This is a genomic window from Breoghania sp. JC706 (assembly GCF_037026715.1).
In the GTDB taxonomy this organism is placed as follows: domain Bacteria; phylum Pseudomonadota; class Alphaproteobacteria; order Rhizobiales; family Stappiaceae; genus Breoghania.
The window spans coordinates 124,678-145,533 of record NZ_JBANCG010000010.1; the positions used below are offsets into that span (position 1 = coordinate 124,678).

Consider the following 20,856-nt stretch of genomic DNA (forward strand, 5'->3'; position numbering starts at 1 on the left):
GCCCCCCCTGTAGCCGGACACTTGGAATTGGAGCGCGGGACACTTGGATCTGTAGCAATTCCGCATCGCGCCCAAACACATGCCCGGGACTGATCCCGGGGCATTCTGAAACCGCGCCAAGCCGGATTGAAATGCGCCTCTTCTCGCCCGCATTCGACGGCGAGGCGAGCGGAGCGCGGGACACATCGGCGGCGCGATGCACGCGCGGGAGAGACGATCCGTCTCCCCCTTCAGCGCCGCCTGCCACCCTCCGGTGCTTCCAGCTCGATGCTCGTCTCGAAGGTGCTGCCGAAACGGTGCTCCACCGTCGCGATGCGCCAGAGCCCGTTCGCCTCCGGCCGGAAGCCGGCAAGCGTCACGTTGGCTTCGGCCTGGGCTTCCGGCAGGCCGGCGAGTTTCACCGAGCCGGAAGCCGAGCCGCGGGAGAGCCTCTCGCCCTCGGAAGCCGCGGCCTTCTCGGCCTCCTCCTTACTCGCCAGCGCGTGGCGCAGGTGCTTGTCCGGGCCTTCGAGACCCGTTGAAACGCGTTCCACCTTCGTCTCGCCCGTCTCGCGGTCGAACCACTTCGCGCTGGCCTTGCCGAAACGCGGCCGGGGCTCGACCTGGAAGCTCCACGAAACGCAATCGGACCTGGCGATCGTGAGCGAAGGCAACGGCTGCCCGGATACCGAACCGCTCCCGCGCTTGACCAGGAGCATCTTCCCGCCCTTGACCGAAAACAATGCGCCGAAACGATCGGCGAGACGCGTGCCGAAATCGAGCGCGGACTGGTCGACCCGCGCCGCATAGGGAACCTTGAGGCCCGCCAGTTCCGGGCTCACCTCGGCCTTCAGGCCGTGCCGGTCGGCCAGCGTCCTGATGATCCCGCCCAGCGTCTCGCCGTCGAAATGCTCCGACAGCGGCTCCTTCAGGTCTTTGCGCATATCGGCACCGCGACCGGAGAGCTTCAGAAATTCGCCGCCCGTTCCGCCCTCGATCGTCGACTTTTCGACGATGAAGAGCCCGACCACCCAGGCGCCGCCGCCCCGGAAACCGAAACGCACCGACAGCTCAGCCCCCTCGCGCGGGATCTCGATCCCGTTGCCCGCGTCATCGAAGGTGAGCTCGACGCTGTCGGCGTCCTGGCCGGTCGCGTCGCGCACGGTCGCCTCGATCAGGCGCTGGTAGAAACCGGCCGAGACCGGCTCACCGTCCACGTGGACCTCGATGAAGGGATGTGTGCGCATCGCCATGTCAGTCCCACAGGCGAACCGACGTCCGCTCCTCCGAGATCCGCCATTCCGGCAGGGTCAGGACCGTGCCGAGCGGCAGGACGAGGCCCGCCGCCGCAAGCGATCGGTTCGCCTCCAGCGTCGCCTCGACATAGCCGGAAAGCTGCCCGGCCTTCCTGATGTCGCCGGTCACCTGCCAGGCGTTCTCGAAACAGATCTTCTCCACCGTCGCGTCCTCTCGGCTCACCGAGATCGTCGTTTCGGGCAGCGTCGTCGCCATCGCTCACGTCCTCAGTTGAAAAGGCCCAGACGGCCGCTGTCGGGATAGGGCGCGACCGTGATCTCGTATTCGACACGCCGGCCCTGACCTTCGCGCGAGATGATGGATTGGGTATCCGATATCCTGAGGATCACCACCTTGCCGAACACGCGCGCGGCCGAGGCGGTCGCCCATCCGACCATGAGCACCGGCTGCGCTGCCGCCTGTGTGGCGCGGATCGCCTCGTAGGCTTCCCGCCCACCCATTTCCTCGGGAAACAGCAGGCCGGAAATGGAGATCGGATCCTCGCCGAACCCGGTGAACTGGCGCCCGGGCCGCGCACCGAAGCGGGCGATCGACGGCCACTTGGCCTCGGTATCGCGTTTGATCGCCTGGAAGTTGAGCGGCGCGATGGTGAAGATGTGCGGCCCCAGGGCAAGCAACGGCAGGCTCATGTTCGCTTACTCCCCATCGTGCAGGGCGCCGGTTTTCGTCCGAACCAGCGATTGTTGGATTTTGTTGACGGTGGCATTGGCCGCAGCCTCGGGATCGCTGACGCCATTGATCGTGAAATGATTGGTCATGGTGATCTGCGACGGCTGCCAACCTAGACTGCCCGAGGCGGGCGAGCCGCTTGTCTGGCCGGGCAGGCGGCCGCGCAGATAGTCCCAGAGGGTCGGCATCCCGTTATCGTCATCGGGGAAACGGGAGGGCGCGTTGGGTGGTGGCACGATCGGAAGAGGTCGCGGCCCGTCCTCCGTCCCTTCGCCAATTCCGAGCTTCCTCTTGACCCAACGGCCAAAGACCTCAGCCGGGACTTCGTCCTTCTCCAACCCCAGCAGGGATTTGATTTCCTGCCGTGTTTTATAATAAAATTGCGCAGGAGCTGTATTGTCCGCCCACTCCCTAAATCGATCAACTTGCTCTGCGCGCTCGTTCGCAAGCCGCATGCGCTCTTCCGGCGTCCGTTGCAGCTCCCGGATGGCTTCTTCCGCGATAAGAATGGGCGGAACCCGCCGCAGAGCGAACTTTCCCAACTTGAGGATACCGCCTCCGCTGACCCATGCTCGAACCGCGCCCCAGGCCCCAGCAGCACCGCTGCGCACCTTGCGGCCTAGGCCGGGTGCGGCCTGCGACACGGACTTGACCAGCTTGCTGCGGGCACTCGAAAGCCAGCGGAACGCACCACCGAGAGACGAGCCGCCACGCTTGATGGCCCCCACGGCGCGTTCACCGATCCACCGCGCTGCACCGGATGCTTTCTTGGCCAGGAAGCCCCCGGCCTTGGCGCCCTTTTCATAAATTGCCCGCAGCCCCCGGCGGAGTAGCCGCACCCCACGCGCGGCAACAGAGACGTTCTTGCCCGTTTTATCGTAGAGCCAGAACCACGAGAATATCTTACTTCCAATCTTCCAGGCCTTGGAAAGAACGGAGTACAGCCGAATAGCCGGGACTACGATGGCCAAAAGCCCCAGACCTATTTTGATTAGCCAAGAGGTCAGGGTCGGGTGATCCTCAGAAAACTGCCCGGCAATTGACACAATACTACCGAGACCGCCCATAATATCGGTCAAGGCCGGAAGAAAGGTATTGCCGGCCGTGATGGCGATGGCGTCCATTCGATTTTTGAGGAGCTGCCAATGCCCGCCAGCCGACTGCGCGCGCTTGTCGTACTTGTCCGTCGCCGAGCCTGCGTAACCCGATACATTTCCAACCGTCTTGAAGGACCGCGCCAGCAAGTCCTGATTGCCGGCGAGCTTTGAGAGATCCTGCCCTCCCAATCCGTTCAACGCCTGCATGCCGCCCGGCGCATGCGACAGCCGTGCGAAGAGATCCGTGAGCGCCACCGGCGCGTCGCGGTCAAGCGAGGCCATGAACTGGTCATAGTCAACCCCGGCCGTCCGCAGCGCGGCGCGCACATCGCTCGTGCCCTCGGCAAGATGGCTCGCAAACGCTTTTACGCCGCGCGCCGCCTCTTCCGGAGAAGCACCGGCGGCGATCATCGCCGCCCCCAGGGCCTCCATCTGAGCCACATTGAGCTTCAGAACCGACTGCGCGGCCGCGGCCCGATCGGCGAAGTTCAGGATATCGCCGGCCCGTGCGTCCATGTTGATGGAGAGTTGGCTTGCCGCGTCCGCCAGATCCTCCAAGCCTTCCTGATCGAGGCGGTAGACATCACGCAGTCTGGCGAAGCGTTCGGCGATCTGATCGCCGGCCATGTCGAAGGCAACGGAAGCCTTCGCGGCAAACGCCGTGAAGCGTTCCAGCTGATCCGTCGGAATGCCGGCGCGGGCAGCGGTCGCCATGATGCTCATAAGTCCGGTCGCCGAAACGGCGATCTCCCGGCTCATGTCGAGCACCGACCTGCGCAGCACCTTCAAACGTTCGGCAGAAACATCCAACACCTTTTCGATGCCGGAAAATGCGTCGTCGAACGCAGCCGCGGCACGTAGGGGCGCGAAGACCGCAAAGGCGTCCATCAGTTTCTCACGTGCCTGCTTCAACCGCGCTTCATTGGCCTTTAGCGCTGTCTTGATCTCGTCGGTTTTGAGGTTTTCCCGGATGCCTTTTGAAAATTCGGCACCCACCGTCGCCGCCAGATCCCGAATGTCCTCGAGATCCTGGCGGATTATATCGAGCCCCTTTGAAAGGAACTGGATTGTCACGGTCATGGTGAGATCGGACATCGGGCAGCCTCACTCGCCCCGCATGCCGTACAATTGTGCGGCAATGCGAGGCAGATCGCGGCGGAATTCCAGGAACTCGCGCCAGTCGAGATTTTCCATCTCACTCGGCGGCCAGTGGTAGACGGCCGCAAGATCGCTCATGAATTCGCCGACACGATCGATCGGAGTTCCGGAAAAAAACCGGCGAGCGCCTTCATGACGGCCACCAGATCGGCCGGATCGAGATCGTCGATGACGGCGGCCGAGACGCCGCACAGATCGGCGATCACGTCACGCATACCGTCGAGCCTTGTATCGTCGACGAGAAGCGCGAGCGCCTCGGCCAGGAGATCCCGGCCGGAGACGGTCCCGGCCGCCTCGCCTTCGTCCGCCATCAGGTTGCGGACGAAATCCGGCCCCAGCAGCGAGACCACGCGCTTGACGTGGCGCGTCTTGGGCCTTCCCATGGTGAGGCTTGTGTGACGCTTGGTGTTGTCGCCCTCCCGCTCTTCGGCGGGAACCGAGAGCGGGATGTCGATAGAGAGTTTCAGGTCGTCCATTGCAGCCTCGACGTGTCAGGAGAACAGGATGCGGCGGCGGGCGGAGTTGACCGGCTCGAAGTTCCAGGTCTCCCAGCCGCCGGTCCAGAAGTTGAAGCGGTGCATGACGCGGCCGTCCCACATCTCCGAATAGCTGTCGATCGACCCGATCGTGTGGTCGTAGCCAGCCACCTTGCCGGCGGCCATTTCCTCCGCCTCGACCTTGGTCAGACGGCCGCGAATATCGACGGCGTGTTCGTACTCGGTGCCGTCTTTCTCATCGATGACCAGCTTGCGGCCGGTGAAATTGTGGCGCACGCCCGCAGGGCCGCCGAAGAGGCCGGCGACATCGGGCGAATGCGCCTTGCACTTGAAGGGCACTTCGAAGGCCTTCACGCCGAGGCCGGCGATCGCCATCTCCATGTCGCTGCCGCCGGGCTGGAAGGTCTCGGTATTCTCTTCCATCGTGGCGAGCTTCATCGTCTCGATTTCAAAGAAGAGATTGCGGGTATCGTTGATGAACAGCGTGAAGCCGCGCAGGATCCGAAGGGACATGAAAGGCGCTCCTTATGCGTCGCTTGTGCGATCGAAACTGACGTTGATGCGGCGGTTGATCTCGTCGGCGAGCACGTCGAAGTAGACCTCGTTGCGCCGGGATCCGAAGGTCAGATCCTCAAGCGGCGGCGCCTCTTCCGCGTCGAACTCGATGCGGAGCTTGCCGAGACGGAGCGAGGCGTTGGTGTTGACGTCGCGGTCCCAATAGACATCGCCGCCCAGGATCGCGCCGACCGCCTTCAGCTCGTCCAGGAACTGCTGCAGCGAGCGCATGATGGAGATGACGAGCTGCGGCGACAGGTTCTGATCGTTCGCCCAGCGGAAGGACCGCATGATGGTCTTCTCGATCGTGGCGCGGGTGCGCACGACGTTGACGAAGACCCACAACGGATCGTCGGAAGTGGTGCGGTTGCCCCACAGGATGCGGCCGTTGGCCGAGTACGAACCGCCGGTGCCCTGAACGACCTGGGCGGGAATGAACGTCGCGATGCCGTTCTCGTTGAGGTAGTTGGCCTCGTGATCGATCTCGCCGTCGAAGTAGGAAACCGGCCGGGCCACGCCGAGAATGCCGCCCGCTTCCTGGTTGGAGGGCGACCAGTAGGGCCCGCCCTTTTCCTTGTCCCTCTTGACGAAGAGACCGGCGACGTAGGGCGAGGCCGGCTTGACGGCGATGTCCGTCGCGCCCGTGGGCAGCATGCGCACCATGGGATCGACCAGATAGGTGAAGCGGTCGGAGAAGTCCGCGCGGTAGGCGAGGCTCGTCTCCTTGTCCGGCCCGCCGGTATCGAGGATGGCGATCGCCTGAAGCTTCTTCGCGGTCTGTTCGAGCGCCTCGGCAAGCGGGTTCTTGGCATTGTCGATGCGGCCGGCCGCATAGCCCGGCGCGATCAGCAGGTCCGGCTCGATGCCGACGTGACCGAGCGCGTATTCCAGCGCGTGAACGCCGGTCTGCGAGGCCGCGGAGCCGACCATCGCCGTACGCGTGGCGGCCGCATCCTCACCTTCCTCGACACGCACCATGACGATCGAGGCCTCGATGCCCTGCGCCTTGACGGCGTTGATGACGTCGAGCGCGGTTCCGGTGGACCCGAGCGCGGCGATCTTTTCGGTTTCGTGGGTATAGAGATGAATAGGCTCGTCCGGCGGGAAGAGACCGGCATCGGCCTCGGGCGCGGTGACGATGGCGCCGATGGTGGAGACGTCGGAAACGGCGATCGGCCGCGCCTCTTCGCCGAGCCGCAGAACGCGAACGCCATGATTGAACGGGGCTGTTGCCATGTGTCTTTCCTTCGATCCGGGCGGAGCGGCCGCGAAGGCCGGTCCGATCGAGAGCGAGACTAGGAAACGACAGGGCAACCAACGCCCCTGACGGTGTCAGTCGACGGCGTTTTTTCGCGATTTTTCCCGGACGGAGGTCGGCGGCGGCGAACGGCGGGGCATAAGAAAACGGCGGGAACGCGAGCACGGGCAATGCGCCGCGTCTCGTTCCCGCCGTTGATGTTCGGGAGCCTGCGAGCCTCAGGCGTTCGAAGCGGTCTCCAGGGCCCCTGCGAAGGCCGCATCGATCTCCACCTGCGTCGTCACGGTGCCCGCATCGACCGCCTGCGCCGTACTCTCCTCTGCCGAGAAGCACGCCGCCACGTGGGCGAGCACGGCATCGGACAGCGCGACGATCGCGGTCGCATCGAGCACAAACCAGCCGTTCAGCGCCTTCCACGTCGTGGTGAAATCGGGATCGTCCGCCGCCTTCACCCGTGCCGCCAAAATCTTGCCCTGGCTGTCGCGGTCGGTGGCGATTTCCATCGTGCCGACGGTCAGGCCGCCGGTCTCCACATCGAAGCGGAGGGCGGCGAGATGGGCCTTGAGATCGTCCGCCGTCGGTGCGGGTCGCGATAGCGCAATCCAAGTCCCGCTTGCTTCGTCCCACTCGTAGCCTGGTCCGGGCTTAACCGGGACTTCGACTGTCCCCGCAGGATAGGTGGCGCGAACCGTGGTACTCGGCCGCATGATGGTTTGCCAGTATCCTCTGGCAGGATGATAGAATCCAATTTCGCTCATTATCGCAGCTCCCACCATGGCCCCAGCCCACCAGAAATAAAACGGTAGTAGAAACCGTCTGGAACGATGAAGCAGAAAAAGGATCTCCCACCGGACCCTCCTTTATCCGCGACTGTATTCCATGTCTCCCCATCAAACGAAATCTGGAACTTCGCATTCGAGGTGGAACCAATCTGCCCCGATACCGCAATCGGAGTACCAGTCGTATTCTGGTAGGCCGTATCTGATGTGCGGCTGCCGGTAACATCTTGCCAAGTCTGTCCGATTCCGATGCCCTGGGGCCCCTGCCCTTCCAGCGCATCAATCCTCAAGCCATTTTGCGCCACATCGCGAATGACATCCGCCGCCGCGACCTGGGCAGGATCCGTTACCGCATCGAACACCTTGATGCAGTAGAGAAGCGCGACGTTGCGGGGGCGGGTTTCTGTGCCGCCAGTGTTCTCTATATATGGCTGACCGTCCCATGCCGTGTCATAGTAGGTCAGACCGCTGACAGCCGATGTACGGGATGGCTGACCTAAACCGGAGTTGTTACTATTGCCAAATCCGCGGGTGTCCGTAGAGTAGCCGTCCTCAGACAATACCGCGTGGGTGTGTCCCTCGATCTGTCCTGCCTGCCATGACCCAAACACACGATCTGCATCCACGCCGCGCCCATGATCCCAGCCGCGCACGAACTCGCCGCGCAGATCCGGCAGGTTGAACGTGGTGGAACCGTCGCCATCGCCGAAGGTCGTGCCGATGCTGGCGAAGAGCGCCGCATAGGTCGTCCGGCCGATCGCCGCGCCGTTGCATTCCAGCCAGCCGGAAGGCGGCGTATCGGCCGCAAAAGCCATGATCGAGCCGACCGGAACGGATGCCACAAGCGACGGCAATGCAGCCTTGAGTGTTGCCGCGTCGGGGAATTTGCCATTGGCTCCGTTGAGGACATCCGATAGCGAAGCCTCGGACGAGGTGCGCAGGAAAGCCGACGGCGGATTTCCGCCAAGCTTGTCGGCATCGATGCCGCCCGCCCCGTTCAGCGTGGCAACAACCTGTGCCGGCGTGGACGGGCGCAAGTAATTGTTCGCGGAACCCTCACCAATCGCGATCTGTGTCGCGAAGTAGTTGATGTCGGCATTAAGAACCGTGAATTCCGGACGAAACAGTCGAGCACGAATATCACCTTGCGCATCGCGCTCTACAACCGTCGTGACCGCGGCGGCCGACGTCGAAAACTTGCCGCGCAGCTTGTCCGCATCGATCTCCGATCCCACTCCATCAACCGTCTTGAGCTTGGCGAGCACGTCGGCGGCCGTATAGCTCGCCGCCGGCAACTTGGTCGCCAGGCTCGACTGGATCGCGGCGATGTCGCTGTCGTTGTCCTTAAGCGCATCCGCCAGTTCTGCGATATGAGCGTCCACATAGGCGGTATCGGCGAGGCCGTTGATTGCCGACGCGATTTCGTCGGCAATCTGCTCCGCCGTGCGCCCGTCCGCAATGCCGTAGCCGGCGAGCGTCGTCGGCGTGCCGGTCACCTCGGAAAAGGCGTGGGTGTGATCGCTGTCGGCTTTCGTGGCGAGCCCGTCCGACAGGGCCGTCGCGGCCGCGGCCGCCTGCGCGTCGAGCGCGGCCTTGATCGATCCCAGCACCCCCTGGACCGTGTTGCCGTCAAGACCGGCGACCGCTGCGGTGATCTTGTCGGCGGAATAGTCGCCAAGCTTCGCGGACACGTTGCCCATGCGGCCGAAGATGGAGGTCACCTCCGAGCCGACCGGCACGTAGGAGACCGTCCAGCCGGAGCCGTCGTAGATCTTCTTGATGCCGTCGGTCGTGTTCCAGTACTCGGCCCCGGCGACCAGCGGGTCGCCGTTGAGGTCGCTTGCGGGGTCGGCCGCAAAGGCCCCCAGATAAACACGCGACTGCGCCGCGTAGATGTCCTCCAGCGTTCCGACGGCCGCCTGCGAACGATCCGCATCGTCGGAAGCCGAAGCCGCGAAGGCGCTCGCCTCATCCGTCTTGCGGATGGTGAGGTCGGCCTTTTCGCCTGCGACCCCGGCGGCGATCTCGGCCGCCTGTCTGTCCATGTTGACCGCATCGACGGCCGCCAGAACCTCGGCGATCGCCTCCGCCGTGTCCGACGGAGATGCGGCCGTGATGGTCCAGCCGCCATGGTCGCCGGAACCGGAAACCCGGTCGATATCGACCGTCAGCTCCCCGGTTCCCGCGTCCCAGGAAACCACCTCGCCCAGCATGGCGGCCCGTGGGTTCTCCATGCGATAGACCGCGACATAGGCCGGCGGCGCGTAGCGCAGGCGCTGCCCCTCGTCGACCACGAACGTCTTGCCGCCCGTGGAAACCTGATGCTCGGTCGCGCTCGTCACCCGGAGCATCAGGCCGACATTTGCCGCCTCGTAGACCTCGTTGATCAGCGGCAGCAGGACGTCGTTCGCCTTCTCGCGAAAGACCACGCGGCCTTCCTCGATGACGGCGTCGAGCGTGTTGCGCTGGTCCTCGTTGGCCGCGATGCGCGCATCGACATCCTTGAACCGGCGGTTCCAGAACGAGGGATCGCCGAGGTTGTCGCCGCGTTTGACGAGATAGTCGCCGTACCTATTCGGCATAGTCGCTCTCCGGGATGGATCAGGCCGAAACCGGCGTCGCGTTGGCGATCGCTTCACTCGGCAGTTCGTTCAGGACCCTGCCCTTCACGGCCGGATAGGTGCCGCGCGGGCGGAAGGTCGTGCGATGCCAGCTCACGACCTTGGCAAAGGTCACTTCGTAGCTCTTTTCCGGGACATATGCCGGAGTGTCCGTTTTCTTGGTCGCCATGGATGTCTCCTAGAATTCGATATCGACACGCTCTTCGATGTGAAACACATCGAGCGCGGTGGTGGTGGTGCCGGAGGCAACGATCTGGAAGGTCGAGATGGGAGCCGCCAGTGACCAGGTCATGACACGCCGCAGCCGGTTGTCCGGCAGCGGGCTGTCCTCGACGACGTCGGGGGCGACATCGCTCCCGCCGGCCCGGATGACGGCCGCGAAAGCGTGGTGCGCGGCGTTCCAGTTGCCGAGTTCCCAGGCGATCCGGATCGTATCGGAGGCCGACGCAAGGATGCGATCCGTCGAGATATGCTTGAACTCGGTGCGCGGGCGCTCCACGGTCACCTGGGAGCCTGCGAGGAACACGCCCGCGTGGAGATCCGGCGTGCCCTGAAAGATGGCCTGGAGCGGCAGCAGGGGAGGCAGACCGACAAGCGCGTTGGTGGAGATCTCGGAAACCGGCACCCAACCGGTGTTGAGCTGTACCTGAAAGGTGAGATCGCAGGCATCCGGCACCACCATCGAGGAGAGCAGATCGATACCGGCAATGCCCCCATTGAGGTTGAGCGGCTGCAGGTCGACGGCCACGCGAGAAGTCGCGAATTTCGCGAAGCGCAGGCCGAACATCATGTCCTTGGTGATGTCGCCGGCGTAGTAGGCGCCATCGGTGGAATAGAAGAACGTGCCGGCCAGATAGTCGCCGCCGTCCGCCATGCCGATATAGTGGTCGCCCTGCGTCGTCAGCACCGCCGCGTAGCGCTTGCCGGCGGTGAGATAGGTCGGCGTGAAGGCGACGGTGGTCGCGGTGGGATACTGCTTGAGGTCGAGGAAATCGACCGTCACCTGCTGGATCGCGTTCGACAGGTCGGGCGTGCCCGACGGCGTCAACTCGCACAACGTCAGATGCACGTTGCCGGAGGTGCCGCGTCGCGTGAAATAGAGGTCCACGCCGGTCAACCATCCGGCCTGGCTGTTGAGGAAGGTCTGCGCCACCTGCGCACCGTTGAGCGTGTAGGTGTCGGTGACCACCTCCCAGTACGGGTCCTCATACGTATCGACCCAGAACTGCTGCAGGCGGATCGACTGGTGGTTCCTGGAGGTGTTGCCGGAGAGCACCTGGAAGGTCTCGCCGTTGCGGGTGAAAATATTGGTCACCGGGTCGTAGTTGCCAGACCTCCACCAGGCGGAGTTGGTGCAGTAGTTATAGACCTGCCCCCAGCGGATCCGCTCGCGGCTCATCGTCTTCTGCACCACCTCGTAAGAGGTCTGCGTGTACTGCGTGATCGATTGCTCGCCGACATAGCCGTCGACGGAAACGCGCAGTTCGGACGTGAACTTCGGCAGCAGCAGCCCGTTGGTCAGCGTCACCTGCGCATTGATCGACGAAAACAGCGCCAGTTCCGTCGTGTTCTTGTTTTCCGGGGCGAACCGCACACCTTCCTCGACCTTGGCCAGGAACTCCACATCGTCCGTCGCGCTCTCGTCCTCGTCGAGGTAATGGTCGGCGCCGTAGTCCGCGTAATCGTCGGGCAGTCCGGCCGCCTCCTTCAGACGGGCAACATCCGCGGTGACGGAGAAGAGGTCTTCCATTGTCACGCGGCCCGTCTGGGCGTTGGAGAGGTTCGCGACATCGGTCGCGATGGTGGAGATCCGCGGCTCGGCCAGCGCCTTCCAGTCCTCGATCACGTCGAGCCGCTGGTCGTTGCGCCGCGAGGAGGCCAGATCGTTGTCGGTGTTGGTGATGATCTCCTCGATGCCGGTCGGGCTGAGGATCACGTAGGCGACCGCGATGCGGTCGAGCGGGATCGTCGGATACTGCGGATCGCCGCTTTCCACGCCGCCGATGGTGCCCAGATTGGCGATGCGGGCGCGTTCCAGGTTGACCTGGCGGGCTTCGGTTTCCTCGGTTTCCAGGTTCACCACGAAATCGCGATATTCCGGCGACTGGTCGACGGTCGAGCCCCAGACGACGATGGCGACGGCGACCTTGTTCGCCACCGGCTGATATTCCACCAGATCCCGCGTCGCGGCCGCGCGGGCTGCGAACATCTTGCCGGCGCTCACATAGATGCCGGGCTGGATGGTCACCTCGAAGGTGCCGGAGCCGGTGACGGTGAAGCCCGCATAGGCCTGGCCGTCGTGGATGGTGTACTTGACCAGGGCGTCCACACCGTCTCGTGCGTAGTCCTGCATCGCCATGAAATCGGAGGCCGGAACCTCCTGGTAGTCGTTGATGATCACCTGACGGTCGGTCATGCGGGGCTCCTCAAGCTCGTGTCATCTGACCGGCGCGGATCTCCTGGCCGGCGAAAAGGGTTTGCCCGGCCTCAAACGGCCGGTAGGTGCGGGTGTCGATCAGGATGCGATCGGACAGCCGTTTGGCGGATTTGAGCGCGGCGAACGTCTCCGTGAGCCGTGCCTTGTCCACGCGGACGGCAAAGGCGCCGGTGGGGCTGGCATTGGCAAAGAAACCGTGTTTGAGCCCGCGCCCCGGGATCGAGGTCTTCAGCTCCGCCGTGTGCGCGGGCACGGCAAGGCGCGTGACGCCGGCAAAGGCCGTCGCCTTGCGCGGTTCCGGCGGCGCCAGATCGTCCTGGATCGGAATGCGCTCGAAGATGCGTTCAACCGCGCTCGGATACCCCGCGTAGCGCCTGAGCGACGGAGCGGACGCAAACCAGGCACGGCCGATGGCGCGCGGGTCCGATCCGATCGCGGGCAGAATGCCGTTGCCGGTACCCGCCGGGCGCAGCGGACGGGCAAGGGCCGGATCGTCGAGGCCCGGATCGGCCGAGATCGGGGCAACGGTCGATGCCGCCGAGCTTCCGAGCGCGAAGCGGCGCCCGGCGGCGAACGAGGCGGCCAGACGGCTCTTCAGTGTACGCCGCAGGATCACGCAGCGCCGGCCTTCCGCATCCGTCGCGATGCCGATCTCCGTCTCCGCGCCGTCGCGGATGAGTACCGCGCGCGGGCGGCGGCGTGCGGCCGCCGTCGAGGGCCAGGCGGCGCGGCGCGGCAAGAAGAACGGATGGGCCGCGCCGCCGGCGTAGATCGCCTTGCGACGGCCGAGACCGGGGGCCGCGCGGTAGATGCGCACCTGCGGCAGGCTTTCCAGCCAGGCAAGCCGCTGGGCCTGCGTGTCGGAACCGCCGGCGAAGAACTTCTCCGGCGGACGATGAACGTCCAGGATCTCCGCGCCGGCCATTGCAGCGTAAGCTTGCATTCCGGCCAGCGTGCCCTTGATCCGGTGATGACGGACGGCGGCGCGGATCACGTTGCGCTTCTTCGCCTCGTCCCAGTCGCTCGACCAGAAATCGACAGAAAGCGCGGCTGCCAGATGCGGCAGGAAGGCGACCGGACAGCGGTCCGGGCTCCACAGATCGGCAAGCGGGACGGGTATGTCCAGGACGCGAGACGCAACGCGGGCAAGCGAACGTTCGAGCGCTGTCGCGTTGGTCGGCAGGATGGTGGCGCCATCGAAACCATTGGCAAAACTCATGGCAGCACCTCCATCGCAACCGTGATGCCAGAGCACCACAACGCCTCGTCCGCGGCCGCCACGAGATCAGAGGCCGGAGACACCACGCGCACGGCCTGCACGTTGGAGACATGCGCCGCCGCGACAATCGAGGAGAGATAGACGGCCTGCCCGACCTGATGCCGAGAGGTAGCCAGCGTGCCGAGCGCGGTCTTCGCCGCCGCCTGCAATACGGCCGGATCGGGTCCGGCGGGAATGACGAGCGTGACGGCGATCTCGAAAGCCGTGATCGTCGCCGGCTTGACGGTGACGGCATCGGTCAGCGGACGGATATCGTCCTGCATCAGACGGGCCCGCACGGCGGAAACCAGATCGGCCGAGGCCGTCCCATCGCCTTCGCGCGAGAGCACCGCGACCGTCACAGCACCGGGCTGCGGCACGGATAGTCCGACGCCCTTGACGCGGGCGTCGGCCGCCCTTGCGTGATACTCGTAGGCGCCGGCCGGTCCGGCGGCTGCGAAGGCTTCCAGCGCCAGCAGAACGCGGGCGCGGAAGTCGGCATCGCTTTCCCCGGCAAAGCGGGACGTACCGAAGAGCGCGGCGAGATGATCGAGATCGGAGCCCGCGGCGTGGGTAATCAGCACAGCGCGTGCGGCATCGTTCACCCGGCCACGCAGCAGCAGCTCGAAATAACCTTCGGCTTCCTGCGAGATCCGGAGCGGGTCCGTCTCCAGAGCGCCGACATCGTAGCCCGGCCAGAGTTCGACGAGCCGCGCCAGGCGCGCCGCGACGATAGCCTCGTAGTCGAGCGCCTCGATGACGTCGGGCGCGGCAAGAGCGGTCAGGTCGGGGGCGGCGAAGCGGGTCATGCGGCCTCCGTCAGAACAAGGCTTTCGCCGGTTGCGGGGATCGCGGCCCTGCGGTCTTCCGAGATCGAGAAGTCGCCAAGGTGTCCGCGCGGATAGAACGTTCCCTCGAGAATGAAGACGAAGCGTCCGTCGCGGCCGCCGACCGCCATCTCTATCGAGCGCAGCGAGTAGCCGGGCTCGCCCGTGTCGGGATCGTCGATCGCTTCGGCAAGCGCGACATAGAGTTCGAAGAGGGTCAGCGGCGAGGCGTTGGCGTCCTGCAGCTCCGGCACGCGGGAACCGAAATGCCGGCGCATCACCCGCGTGTTGACGCGGGTGCGCAGGATCTTGGCGAGCGACTGGACGCAGTGGTCCCAGCCCGTCAGCACCTCCCCGGTTTCGGCGTTCATGCCGGTGCGCATGGTCAAAGCCCCTTCAATGCCGGATCAATCGGCCGTCTTGTCCCTGGCGGCATTCCCGCTCGCCTTCCCATCAGTCTTGGGGGACGCCTTGGAAACCGCTTCGATCTCGCCGCAAATGAGCGGATAGCGCGCCTGTTCCTCGGTGAGCTCGATCGACTTGCCCTTGCCGGGGTTGCGGACGCCGGCAACGAAAACGCCGGCTTTCTCGGTGGTGCGGTACTTCATGGTTCTCTCCTCAGACGTAGACCTCGGCCCCGTCGATGGCCCGATCGCCATCGCTGTCGAGGCCACCGACGTAGTGGACACGGCGCTCGCCGTTGTTCAGCCTGGTCCTGACCGTGGTCAGGATCTCCTCGGCCGTGATCTTCAGTGTCGCGCCGCCGACGCTCAGCTCGATCGCGTCGCCATCAAGCGCAAGCGACGTGCCGCCATGCTTGATCACGAGGCGGTCGTCCTGGTCGGTCGGGCACGGGTTCGTGTTGGTGTATCCGTCGCGAATGGCGATGGAGCCGGGGCCGATCTCGCCATGCGGCGACAACAGCCGCATGGTCTCGCCGACTGCCACGGGAACGTGGGTGGAATAGCCGCCCGAACCGTCGCCGGCGCTTTCCTGCACCTGGACCCACGGCGACAGGAACGGCTTGCCGGTGCGATCGTCCCTCGGCAACAGCTCAAGCCGCACGCGCTTTCCGCTGATCTCGACCACCTTGCCGACCATGTGGCTGGCGGCCAGGCGCCGGGACAGCTCGTCGTGGCGCTTGTAGAGGGTGCGGAATTCGCGATCGATGAAGGGGATCATGCCGCCGCTCCCTCATCATCCGACAAGATGAGGTCCTCGCCGTTGAGCGCGAAGGACAGGTCGATGGTCGGCTCGCTGTCGAACATGCTCGCGCCGATGCCGTTGAGCGATTGCGTCCATTGCGTCGCGACGATCGCCACGTCGAGCCCGCTGAGCTCGGACGGCTGCGAAGGCGAAACGACGATCTGTTCCGGGGCGCCGATATCGGCGAGGCCGAAGCGCTGGTTGCGGCGCAGAAGGGCGGCAACCGCTTCCGCGATCGCCCAGGCGTCGTCATCCCTGGTGCTGCCCGAACAGATGGCATAGGCGGCGCAAGCCAGCTGTGCCGTGGAGGTATCGTCGGAGCGGGCCTCGAGCGGCGCGCTCAGCACGGCGCAGCGCAAGGCCGGCGTCGAAATGGACGAGATGTCCAGCAGTTGCGGGGCGAGGTCGCCGAGCTGGGCCGCGCATTCGCGCAGATCAGGCATGGCGGCCTGGAAGGCCGTTTCCATCGCATGCCGGAATTCGTTGAGGCGTCCGGTCATGGCATCAGGCTCCGTACCCGGTCATTACGGGCGACGAGGCCGGGCCCGACCGGAAACAGCCCGATCCGTTCCGGAGCCTTCGCGGGCATCCCGGCGGCGAGATCGATATTCGGAATGGTGGTTGCGGTGCGCTTCGTCATGCGCAACAAACTGGACGCGAGCCGCGATGCGAACGCCCCTGACAGTGTCAGGCGGAGTGGAATATCGCGGCGATCGTCCCTGCCCCGCTCGCCTTCTGCCTGCTGCAGTGACGCCAGAGCCGGGTTAGAAGGCTCTTAAAAGGCCGTGGAAAGGCCTCCGCCCTGACGGAGGAACCATGGGGCCCCATTTGACGAGAGCATTCGACAACGCCATAGGCCCGGCCAGAGAACCAGCCAGAGAACCGGCCGGCAACAGCGCGCCGCCCGATCGCTCGAATTGATTGTGGAGATTGGCGCGCATCGGACAGACGACCGAAGCCCGCGAAATGCGCGACGACGGTCGTGGAAATATCGCGGCTCAGAAGGTGGCGGGCGAGAAGCGGAACGAAAACCGCGCATGTCAGGAAGAGAGCTCACGGCTCTGCGCATGCTCCCGCTCATCCCCTTCCATCGTCATCGACCGGCGAACGGCAAAGTCCGGGGGATGCAGCACGTGCAGCAAATGCTGCGGCTGGCGGTGGATTGCCCGGGCTTCGCCGGACAATGACGACGGGAGACATGGGGGGAATGGTCGAATGCACGCAACCCGATACCGTTTTAGGGGCCAGATACCCCGGGAGAGACGTCGGCATGACCGGCCGTGCTTCTTCGCCGATCGCTCGTTCCAGACCGCCTATAGCGCTGCGCGCTTCGTCTTGGCTTCCTCAAGCAGGAATTCCTGGAGCCGGTGGGAAATATCCGAAACGGGTTTCAGGCGTTCGGACAGGACTTCCATTTGCCCCCGCAAGGCTTCCAGGGCGACCTCCGTCCGCTGATAGCTGTCGGCCGACGGCATGTGCCGCAACTCGCCCTCGATCGCGGTCAGACGGTCCGCGATGCCGCGCCTTGAGGCGGCCCCCTCGTCGACGTGCTGCTCAAGCCGCTTCGAGACAGCATCGATGAGGGCGCGCAGTTCGTCGGTCTCGTCCTTTCGGGCCGACAGGCGAAACTGATAGACGCTCCAGACGAGCGTCGCAGCCATGATGATCAGCGGACCGTAGCGCGCCAGGAAGTCCGCGAATGTCCAGGTGTCCTGCATTGCGCCCTACCGCCGCCTGTTCAAGAAGTTCGATCCCGCGCCCTTGACCGCGCCGAGGCCGGCAAGCCCCAGCGCCCCGCCGACCAGCGCATAAGCCCAGCTCAGCATGTCGTCGCCGGTACGCGGAAAGGTGCCGCCGAATGCCTTGATCCAGAACGGCAACCCGATCTGGTACCAGAGCAGGACGAGCGTCTGCGACCACACGACGAACGCCCAGGCGCGCCGCACCATCAGATCGTCGCTCTGGAACGAAGCCCGGATCGTTTCCTGGGCGGCTCCGAAGATCTCGGAGGCGGAAGCAGACAGCGCCCTGGTCATCTCCGCCTCGGCCCCCGCTTGCGCTTCCGCGATCCGCGCATTTGCCTCGTCGGCCGATATGTCGCCGTCGGCGAGCGCCTGGACGACATCCTTGATCGCCCCGGAAAAGCCGTCTGCGCGCAGAACGGCGGAGACGACGCTCACCACGGGAGCGACGAAAGCGAGCGGTCCCATCACTCCGCACGCCCCATCGCCGTGTTGGTGATGCGGCGCAGGAAGATGTTGAGGCCGCCGACGATCAGCATCGCCCAGAGCGCGTCGCGCGGCTCCAGATAGGCCTGCCAGTCGAGAACGGCGAGATGCCTCAGCACCTCGGCGACGACGGGCACGGCGGCGACAAGGCCGTTGATGAGGACGGTTCGGAAGCCCTTCATGCGGTCATCCCCCGGTTGAAGGCGGCCCGCACCTCGTCGCGGTAGCGCCACGCCAGACAGAGACCCGCCAGAACGGCGAGCGCGGCGGCGCCAGCGCCGACCCAATAGACCCACTCCGGCGCCCCGCCGGCCACCGCGGCGGCCGCGCCGGCACCCGACAACACCGTTCCGATGCCCGCGGCGGCACCGTCCTGCGAGGCGGCGCGCGCCCGGTCGAGAGCGGCCGCGGTCGCGGTACCGAGAATGCCGTCTTCGGTGAGGTTCGGCTGGCTGCGCTGGAAGGCGCGCACGGCGGCCGTGGTGCGCGGCCCCGCCAGACCGTCGATCTGGCCCTTGTAGTGGCCGAGCCCGGCGAGGATTTCCTGATAGTGCTTCAGCTCGTCATCGCTCGCCGCCGTCCGCGTAACGCTGGAAGCGGGCGCGACGCGGATCGCCTTTTGCGTGGCGTAGACGCCATATTCGATCAGGCGCGCCTCGGCTTCACGGCGCCTGACGAGGCCTGGCAGGCGTCTCCCGCCTGCGGTGACGCCCGTCTTGCGCAGGATCGCGGCCGAGCGCTTCACATCCCCGGCAGCAAGCGCCTTGGCCCATTTCCAACCGGCCGCACGTGGGCCGAGATTGTAGCAGACCGACGAGGCCCCATCGAAATGATGCTGTCTGGATGGCGCGATCTTGTCGGCAACCGCGGCGCCGTATTCGCGATTGACCAGCTCGATCAGGAGCTTTTCGGCCTCCTCGCGCGTGATCGTGTCGCCGGGCTTCAGCCCGCGGCCGTACTTGGTCCGCCAGTAGTCGGCGAAGACCTTCGAGCGCATGGTGAAGCCGAAGCCGATGGTGAGGACGCCTGCCTGGCAACGATAGGTGCGGGAGACGAAGCCCTCGTGTGCGCCGAGATCGGCGGCACCGGCAGGGCTCAATGTGTTGATGACGGTCATTATCCGGTCCCGGTCGCAACGTGATGTTGCGCACCACGGTGCCGGATCGGCCTTCCCGAAAGCAGGCTGACACTGTCAGGAAGGAGAGGATTTAGAAAAGGTCGTCCTGGTTGCCCGAGCCCGATTTGAGGCGCCGACGGGCCCGAAAGGCCGTGCGTTCATGGACGCCGGCCGCTGCGGCAGCTTCGCGTGCCGAGGCGCCGTTTTCAAGTGCCTTCATGAGGGCGCGCTGCGCGCTCGAACGCCGGGCGATCGGGATCAACAGACGGGCGCCGCTGTCGCGCACGCGAAAATGATCACAGATCCTGACCGCCGCGGGAAGTCCGACGACATCGCTCAGCCAGTGGTCGGGGGTGGCGTGGCTGGGGATATAGACCGTCTGCCCGCCGCGCACGGCCGCCAGCTTCAACGCCGCATCGAGCCCGGCCGCGTCCGCGATCTCGGCCAGGATTTCGGGGAGGAACGAATAGTCGGTGGGCTCGGCGTCGCTGCGGGTCATGCCGGCGTCTCCTTCTTCACAAGCGCCGCCCGCAGAAGCCCGCCCAGCTCGTTCATGGCGGCGATGCGGTTGGCCTTCGCGAACTGACCGACATCGGCCATGCCGAACCGGTCTTGCATCCACACGGCGAGGGCCGGAGCCGGAACGGCGTCGAGCGCAACCAATCGCGCCCACTGAGTTGTCAGGATCTGGAAGCGATCGTCGTTGAAAAGCGCGGGACGCCCTTTCTCGCGACGGAAAAGGTCGTCGTTTCCGGCTTCCCGCCGCACCCATTTCTTGAGCGCTTCGATTGCCTTTGCGGCGTCGGCCGGTTCATGCAGAAAGCGGGAGTGATCGACCCCGGTCTGGCGCTTCACGAATGCGATCATCGCGGTATCGGAGCGATCGCGCACCACGCCAAGATTGTGCGCCGCGATCCACAGCGCCTGCAGCTTTGGGGCATAGGGGCCGCTCGCACGATCGCTGCGGTGGCGAGGCGTTCCGGGTGCGCCGAGCCGGTCCAGCTCGGCCGCGACGGCCCGGCGCTGATCCTCCCGCATATCGCGGGAAGATCGCAGGCCCGTCACGCGTTCCAGAATGGCCCGGTAGGCGGCGTCATCCAGATCGAGCTGGCGGCGTTTGGCATGGATTGCCTTCAGGGCGGCGCTCATGATGCCCCCTCACGCCTTCGCCAGATCAATCGTGATCGCCCGCCACTGGGCGTCGGGCGCTTCGCGCTCGTAGAAGCGGATGTAGGTCTTGGAACCGACCACCCGCATCGCTTCGCGGATGGCATCCATCGCGCGGCGCCAACGCGCGTCCTCGATGTCGAGGCGCAGCAGCATGAAGATCTCCGACTTGTTGATCTGGCCTTCCTTGTCGGTGTTGAAGGCGCGGGTCACGATGGCGCGGATCTCCGGCCGGCTGTCGGCCGCCCACTCGTTGAGGCATTCGTCGATCAGCGCCTTGGCGTTCTGGAGTTGCGGCCCGAAATCGACCGTATCGGCGACCTGCACCTGGATCTTCTGGCAGCAATCGAAACTCATGAAGGTCTTGTTGCCCTTCCGCCCACCCTTGGCGCTGTCGTATTCCTGCGCGAGCAGGGCCTCGAATTCGCCGAGATCCTCGAAGGTGTGGCCGCGAAACCGGGCGATCTGCGCGGAGAGTTCGCGGGCAAAACCCATGATCTTGCGCACCGTCTCGTCCTCGAGCGCGGCTTGCGGCTTCACCAGTTCGACCGGCACGAGCGAGCAGGCGCCGTCCCGCATGTAGGTCTTCCCGCCGATTTCGATCCGGCCGGCGGCGACCACATCGCTCGCCGTGTTCTCAATCATTCCCATCTCTCGATCCTCCATCCATTCCCGTCTGATGATCG

General features: G+C 65.2%; 26 protein-coding genes. All 26 read right to left on the reverse strand.

Annotated elements, in window-relative coordinates:
- Positions 1-230 precede the first annotated feature (230 nt).
- Positions 231-1,232, reverse strand: coding sequence for a contractile injection system protein, VgrG/Pvc8 family (locus V2L18_RS19870; RefSeq protein WP_336180071.1), 1,002 nt, complete (start codon positions 1,230-1,232; stop codon positions 231-233).
- Between the two features lies 1 nt (position 1,233).
- Positions 1,234-1,491 carry a tail protein X gene (locus V2L18_RS19875; protein WP_336180072.1) on the reverse strand — a complete coding sequence of 86 codons (258 nt, stop codon included), beginning with the start codon at positions 1,489-1,491 and terminating at the stop codon, positions 1,234-1,236.
- Between the two features lie 11 nt (positions 1,492-1,502).
- Positions 1,503-1,925 carry a phage tail protein gene (locus V2L18_RS19880; RefSeq protein ID WP_336180073.1) on the reverse strand — a complete coding sequence of 141 codons (423 nt, stop codon included), beginning with the start codon at positions 1,923-1,925 and terminating at the stop codon, positions 1,503-1,505.
- Positions 1,926-1,931: 6 nt separating this feature from the next.
- Positions 1,932-4,157 (reverse strand): phage tail tape measure protein, encoded by a 2,226-nt coding sequence (locus V2L18_RS19885; RefSeq protein WP_336180074.1) that lies wholly within the window; start codon positions 4,155-4,157, stop codon positions 1,932-1,934.
- A gap of 9 nt (positions 4,158-4,166) precedes the next feature.
- Positions 4,167-4,298 (reverse strand): GpE family phage tail protein, encoded by a 132-nt coding sequence (locus tag V2L18_RS19890; protein WP_336180075.1) that lies wholly within the window; start codon positions 4,296-4,298, stop codon positions 4,167-4,169.
- The gene (locus tag V2L18_RS19895) at positions 4,295-4,696 is read right to left on the reverse strand and encodes a phage tail assembly protein (protein ID WP_336180076.1); all 402 of its coding nucleotides are present in this window, start codon (positions 4,694-4,696) and stop codon (positions 4,295-4,297) included. Before V2L18_RS19895 ends, V2L18_RS19890 begins: the two co-directional genes overlap by 4 nt.
- Positions 4,697-4,711: 15 nt before the next feature.
- Complete coding sequence (locus tag V2L18_RS19900; RefSeq protein ID WP_336180077.1) at positions 4,712-5,230, reverse strand: phage major tail tube protein; 519 nt, start codon at positions 5,228-5,230, stop codon at positions 4,712-4,714.
- A 12-nt stretch (positions 5,231-5,242) separates the two neighbouring features.
- Positions 5,243-6,508, reverse strand: a complete 1,266-nt coding sequence (locus V2L18_RS19905; RefSeq protein WP_336180078.1) for a phage tail sheath C-terminal domain-containing protein — start codon at positions 6,506-6,508, stop codon at positions 5,243-5,245.
- Between the two features lie 240 nt (positions 6,509-6,748).
- The gene (locus V2L18_RS19910) at positions 6,749-7,237 is read right to left on the reverse strand and encodes a DUF4376 domain-containing protein (protein ID WP_336180080.1); all 489 of its coding nucleotides are present in this window, start codon (positions 7,235-7,237) and stop codon (positions 6,749-6,751) included.
- A 50-nt stretch (positions 7,238-7,287) separates the two neighbouring features.
- A complete protein-coding gene (locus V2L18_RS19915) occupies positions 7,288-9,891 on the reverse strand; it encodes a phage tail protein (RefSeq protein WP_336180081.1) in 2,604 nt (867 codons plus the stop codon).
- Positions 9,892-9,910: 19 nt separating this feature from the next.
- A complete protein-coding gene (locus V2L18_RS19920) occupies positions 9,911-10,099 on the reverse strand; it encodes a hypothetical protein (RefSeq protein WP_336180082.1) in 189 nt (62 codons plus the stop codon).
- A gap of 9 nt (positions 10,100-10,108) precedes the next feature.
- Positions 10,109-12,346: a hypothetical protein gene (locus V2L18_RS19925; protein WP_336180083.1), complete on the reverse strand. Its 2,238-nt coding sequence runs from the start codon at positions 12,344-12,346 to the stop codon at positions 10,109-10,111.
- Between the two features lie 10 nt (positions 12,347-12,356).
- On the reverse strand, positions 12,357-13,586 hold the full coding sequence (locus tag V2L18_RS19930; RefSeq protein WP_336180084.1) for a phage tail protein I: 1,230 nt from the start codon (positions 13,584-13,586) through the stop codon (positions 12,357-12,359).
- Positions 13,583-14,434 (reverse strand): baseplate J/gp47 family protein, encoded by an 852-nt coding sequence (locus V2L18_RS19935; RefSeq protein ID WP_336180086.1) that lies wholly within the window; start codon positions 14,432-14,434, stop codon positions 13,583-13,585. The genes V2L18_RS19930 and V2L18_RS19935 overlap by 4 nt, the downstream gene beginning before the upstream one ends.
- Positions 14,431-14,835 carry a baseplate assembly protein gene (locus tag V2L18_RS19940; RefSeq protein ID WP_336180087.1) on the reverse strand — a complete coding sequence of 135 codons (405 nt, stop codon included), beginning with the start codon at positions 14,833-14,835 and terminating at the stop codon, positions 14,431-14,433. Before V2L18_RS19940 ends, V2L18_RS19935 begins: the two co-directional genes overlap by 4 nt.
- Before the next feature lie 24 nt (positions 14,836-14,859).
- On the reverse strand, positions 14,860-15,060 hold the full coding sequence (locus V2L18_RS19945) for a hypothetical protein (RefSeq protein ID WP_336180088.1): 201 nt from the start codon (positions 15,058-15,060) through the stop codon (positions 14,860-14,862).
- A gap of 10 nt (positions 15,061-15,070) precedes the next feature.
- Positions 15,071-15,634, reverse strand: a complete 564-nt coding sequence (locus tag V2L18_RS19950; protein WP_336180089.1) for a phage baseplate protein — start codon at positions 15,632-15,634, stop codon at positions 15,071-15,073.
- Positions 15,631-16,158: a hypothetical protein gene (locus tag V2L18_RS19955; RefSeq protein ID WP_336180090.1), complete on the reverse strand. Its 528-nt coding sequence runs from the start codon at positions 16,156-16,158 to the stop codon at positions 15,631-15,633. The genes V2L18_RS19950 and V2L18_RS19955 overlap by 4 nt, the downstream gene beginning before the upstream one ends.
- Positions 16,155-16,298 (reverse strand): hypothetical protein, encoded by a 144-nt coding sequence (locus V2L18_RS19960; protein ID WP_336180091.1) that lies wholly within the window; start codon positions 16,296-16,298, stop codon positions 16,155-16,157. Before V2L18_RS19960 ends, V2L18_RS19955 begins: the two co-directional genes overlap by 4 nt.
- 673 nt (positions 16,299-16,971) lie before the next feature.
- On the reverse strand, positions 16,972-17,376 hold the full coding sequence (locus V2L18_RS19965) for a hypothetical protein (protein ID WP_336180092.1): 405 nt from the start codon (positions 17,374-17,376) through the stop codon (positions 16,972-16,974).
- 6 nt (positions 17,377-17,382) lie between these two features.
- Positions 17,383-17,868, reverse strand: a complete 486-nt coding sequence (locus tag V2L18_RS19970; RefSeq protein WP_336180093.1) for a hypothetical protein — start codon at positions 17,866-17,868, stop codon at positions 17,383-17,385.
- Complete coding sequence (locus V2L18_RS19975; RefSeq protein ID WP_336180094.1) at positions 17,868-18,068, reverse strand: hypothetical protein; 201 nt, start codon at positions 18,066-18,068, stop codon at positions 17,868-17,870. Before V2L18_RS19975 ends, V2L18_RS19970 begins: the two co-directional genes overlap by 1 nt.
- Entirely contained in the window at positions 18,065-19,003 is a 939-nt protein-coding gene (locus tag V2L18_RS19980; protein WP_336180096.1) for a peptidoglycan-binding protein, read from the reverse strand. Before V2L18_RS19980 ends, V2L18_RS19975 begins: the two co-directional genes overlap by 4 nt.
- A gap of 91 nt (positions 19,004-19,094) precedes the next feature.
- Positions 19,095-19,502 carry a helix-turn-helix domain-containing protein gene (locus V2L18_RS19985; protein WP_336180097.1) on the reverse strand — a complete coding sequence of 136 codons (408 nt, stop codon included), beginning with the start codon at positions 19,500-19,502 and terminating at the stop codon, positions 19,095-19,097.
- Entirely contained in the window at positions 19,499-20,152 is a 654-nt protein-coding gene (locus V2L18_RS19990; RefSeq protein ID WP_336180098.1) for a regulatory protein GemA, read from the reverse strand. Before V2L18_RS19990 ends, V2L18_RS19985 begins: the two co-directional genes overlap by 4 nt.
- Positions 20,153-20,161: 9 nt before the next feature.
- The gene (locus tag V2L18_RS19995) at positions 20,162-20,815 is read right to left on the reverse strand and encodes a DUF3164 family protein (protein WP_336180099.1); all 654 of its coding nucleotides are present in this window, start codon (positions 20,813-20,815) and stop codon (positions 20,162-20,164) included.
- Positions 20,816-20,856 lie beyond the last annotated feature (41 nt).

What these genes read in the sequence shown, in the direction of transcription:
- V2L18_RS19950 (WP_336180089.1), bottom strand. Translation starts at nt 15,634, where the DNA reads ATGATCCCCTTCATCGATCGCGAATTCCGCACCCTCTACAAGCGCCAC.
- V2L18_RS19985 (WP_336180097.1), bottom strand. Translation starts at nt 19,502, where the DNA reads ATGACCCGCAGCGACGCCGAGCCCACCGACTATTCGTTCCTCCCCGAA.
- V2L18_RS19975 (WP_336180094.1), bottom strand. Translation starts at nt 18,068, where the DNA reads ATGAAGGGCTTCCGAACCGTCCTCATCAACGGCCTTGTCGCCGCCGTG.
- V2L18_RS19885 (WP_336180074.1), bottom strand. Translation starts at nt 4,157, where the DNA reads ATGTCCGATCTCACCATGACCGTGACAATCCAGTTCCTTTCAAAGGGG.
- V2L18_RS19970 (WP_336180093.1), bottom strand. Translation starts at nt 17,868, where the DNA reads ATGGGACCGCTCGCTTTCGTCGCTCCCGTGGTGAGCGTCGTCTCCGCC.
- V2L18_RS19890 (WP_336180075.1), bottom strand. Translation starts at nt 4,298, where the DNA reads ATGAGCGATCTTGCGGCCGTCTACCACTGGCCGCCGAGTGAGATGGAA.
- V2L18_RS19915 (WP_336180081.1), bottom strand. Translation starts at nt 9,891, where the DNA reads ATGCCGAATAGGTACGGCGACTATCTCGTCAAACGCGGCGACAACCTC.
- V2L18_RS19895 (WP_336180076.1), bottom strand. Translation starts at nt 4,696, where the DNA reads ATGGACGACCTGAAACTCTCTATCGACATCCCGCTCTCGGTTCCCGCC.
- V2L18_RS19870 (WP_336180071.1), bottom strand. Translation starts at nt 1,232, where the DNA reads ATGGCGATGCGCACACATCCCTTCATCGAGGTCCACGTGGACGGTGAG.
- V2L18_RS19960 (WP_336180091.1), bottom strand. Translation starts at nt 16,298, where the DNA reads ATGACGAAGCGCACCGCAACCACCATTCCGAATATCGATCTCGCCGCC.
- V2L18_RS19925 (WP_336180083.1), bottom strand. Translation starts at nt 12,346, where the DNA reads ATGACCGACCGTCAGGTGATCATCAACGACTACCAGGAGGTTCCGGCC.
- V2L18_RS19995 (WP_336180099.1), bottom strand. Translation starts at nt 20,815, where the DNA reads ATGATTGAGAACACGGCGAGCGATGTGGTCGCCGCCGGCCGGATCGAA.
- V2L18_RS19875 (WP_336180072.1), bottom strand. Translation starts at nt 1,491, where the DNA reads ATGGCGACGACGCTGCCCGAAACGACGATCTCGGTGAGCCGAGAGGAC.
- V2L18_RS19900 (WP_336180077.1), bottom strand. Translation starts at nt 5,230, where the DNA reads ATGTCCCTTCGGATCCTGCGCGGCTTCACGCTGTTCATCAACGATACC.
- V2L18_RS19990 (WP_336180098.1), bottom strand. Translation starts at nt 20,152, where the DNA reads ATGAGCGCCGCCCTGAAGGCAATCCATGCCAAACGCCGCCAGCTCGAT.
- V2L18_RS19965 (WP_336180092.1), bottom strand. Translation starts at nt 17,376, where the DNA reads ATGCAGGACACCTGGACATTCGCGGACTTCCTGGCGCGCTACGGTCCG.
- V2L18_RS19910 (WP_336180080.1), bottom strand. Translation starts at nt 7,237, where the DNA reads ATGCGGCCGAGTACCACGGTTCGCGCCACCTATCCTGCGGGGACAGTC.
- V2L18_RS19945 (WP_336180088.1), bottom strand. Translation starts at nt 15,060, where the DNA reads ATGAAGTACCGCACCACCGAGAAAGCCGGCGTTTTCGTTGCCGGCGTC.
- V2L18_RS19940 (WP_336180087.1), bottom strand. Translation starts at nt 14,835, where the DNA reads ATGCGCACCGGCATGAACGCCGAAACCGGGGAGGTGCTGACGGGCTGG.
- V2L18_RS19935 (WP_336180086.1), bottom strand. Translation starts at nt 14,434, where the DNA reads ATGACCCGCTTCGCCGCCCCCGACCTGACCGCTCTTGCCGCGCCCGAC.
- V2L18_RS19920 (WP_336180082.1), bottom strand. Translation starts at nt 10,099, where the DNA reads ATGGCGACCAAGAAAACGGACACTCCGGCATATGTCCCGGAAAAGAGC.
- V2L18_RS19880 (WP_336180073.1), bottom strand. Translation starts at nt 1,925, where the DNA reads ATGAGCCTGCCGTTGCTTGCCCTGGGGCCGCACATCTTCACCATCGCG.
- V2L18_RS19980 (WP_336180096.1), bottom strand. Translation starts at nt 19,003, where the DNA reads ATGACCGTCATCAACACATTGAGCCCTGCCGGTGCCGCCGATCTCGGC.
- V2L18_RS19955 (WP_336180090.1), bottom strand. Translation starts at nt 16,158, where the DNA reads ATGACCGGACGCCTCAACGAATTCCGGCATGCGATGGAAACGGCCTTC.
- V2L18_RS19930 (WP_336180084.1), bottom strand. Translation starts at nt 13,586, where the DNA reads ATGAGTTTTGCCAATGGTTTCGATGGCGCCACCATCCTGCCGACCAAC.
- V2L18_RS19905 (WP_336180078.1), bottom strand. Translation starts at nt 6,508, where the DNA reads ATGGCAACAGCCCCGTTCAATCATGGCGTTCGCGTTCTGCGGCTCGGC.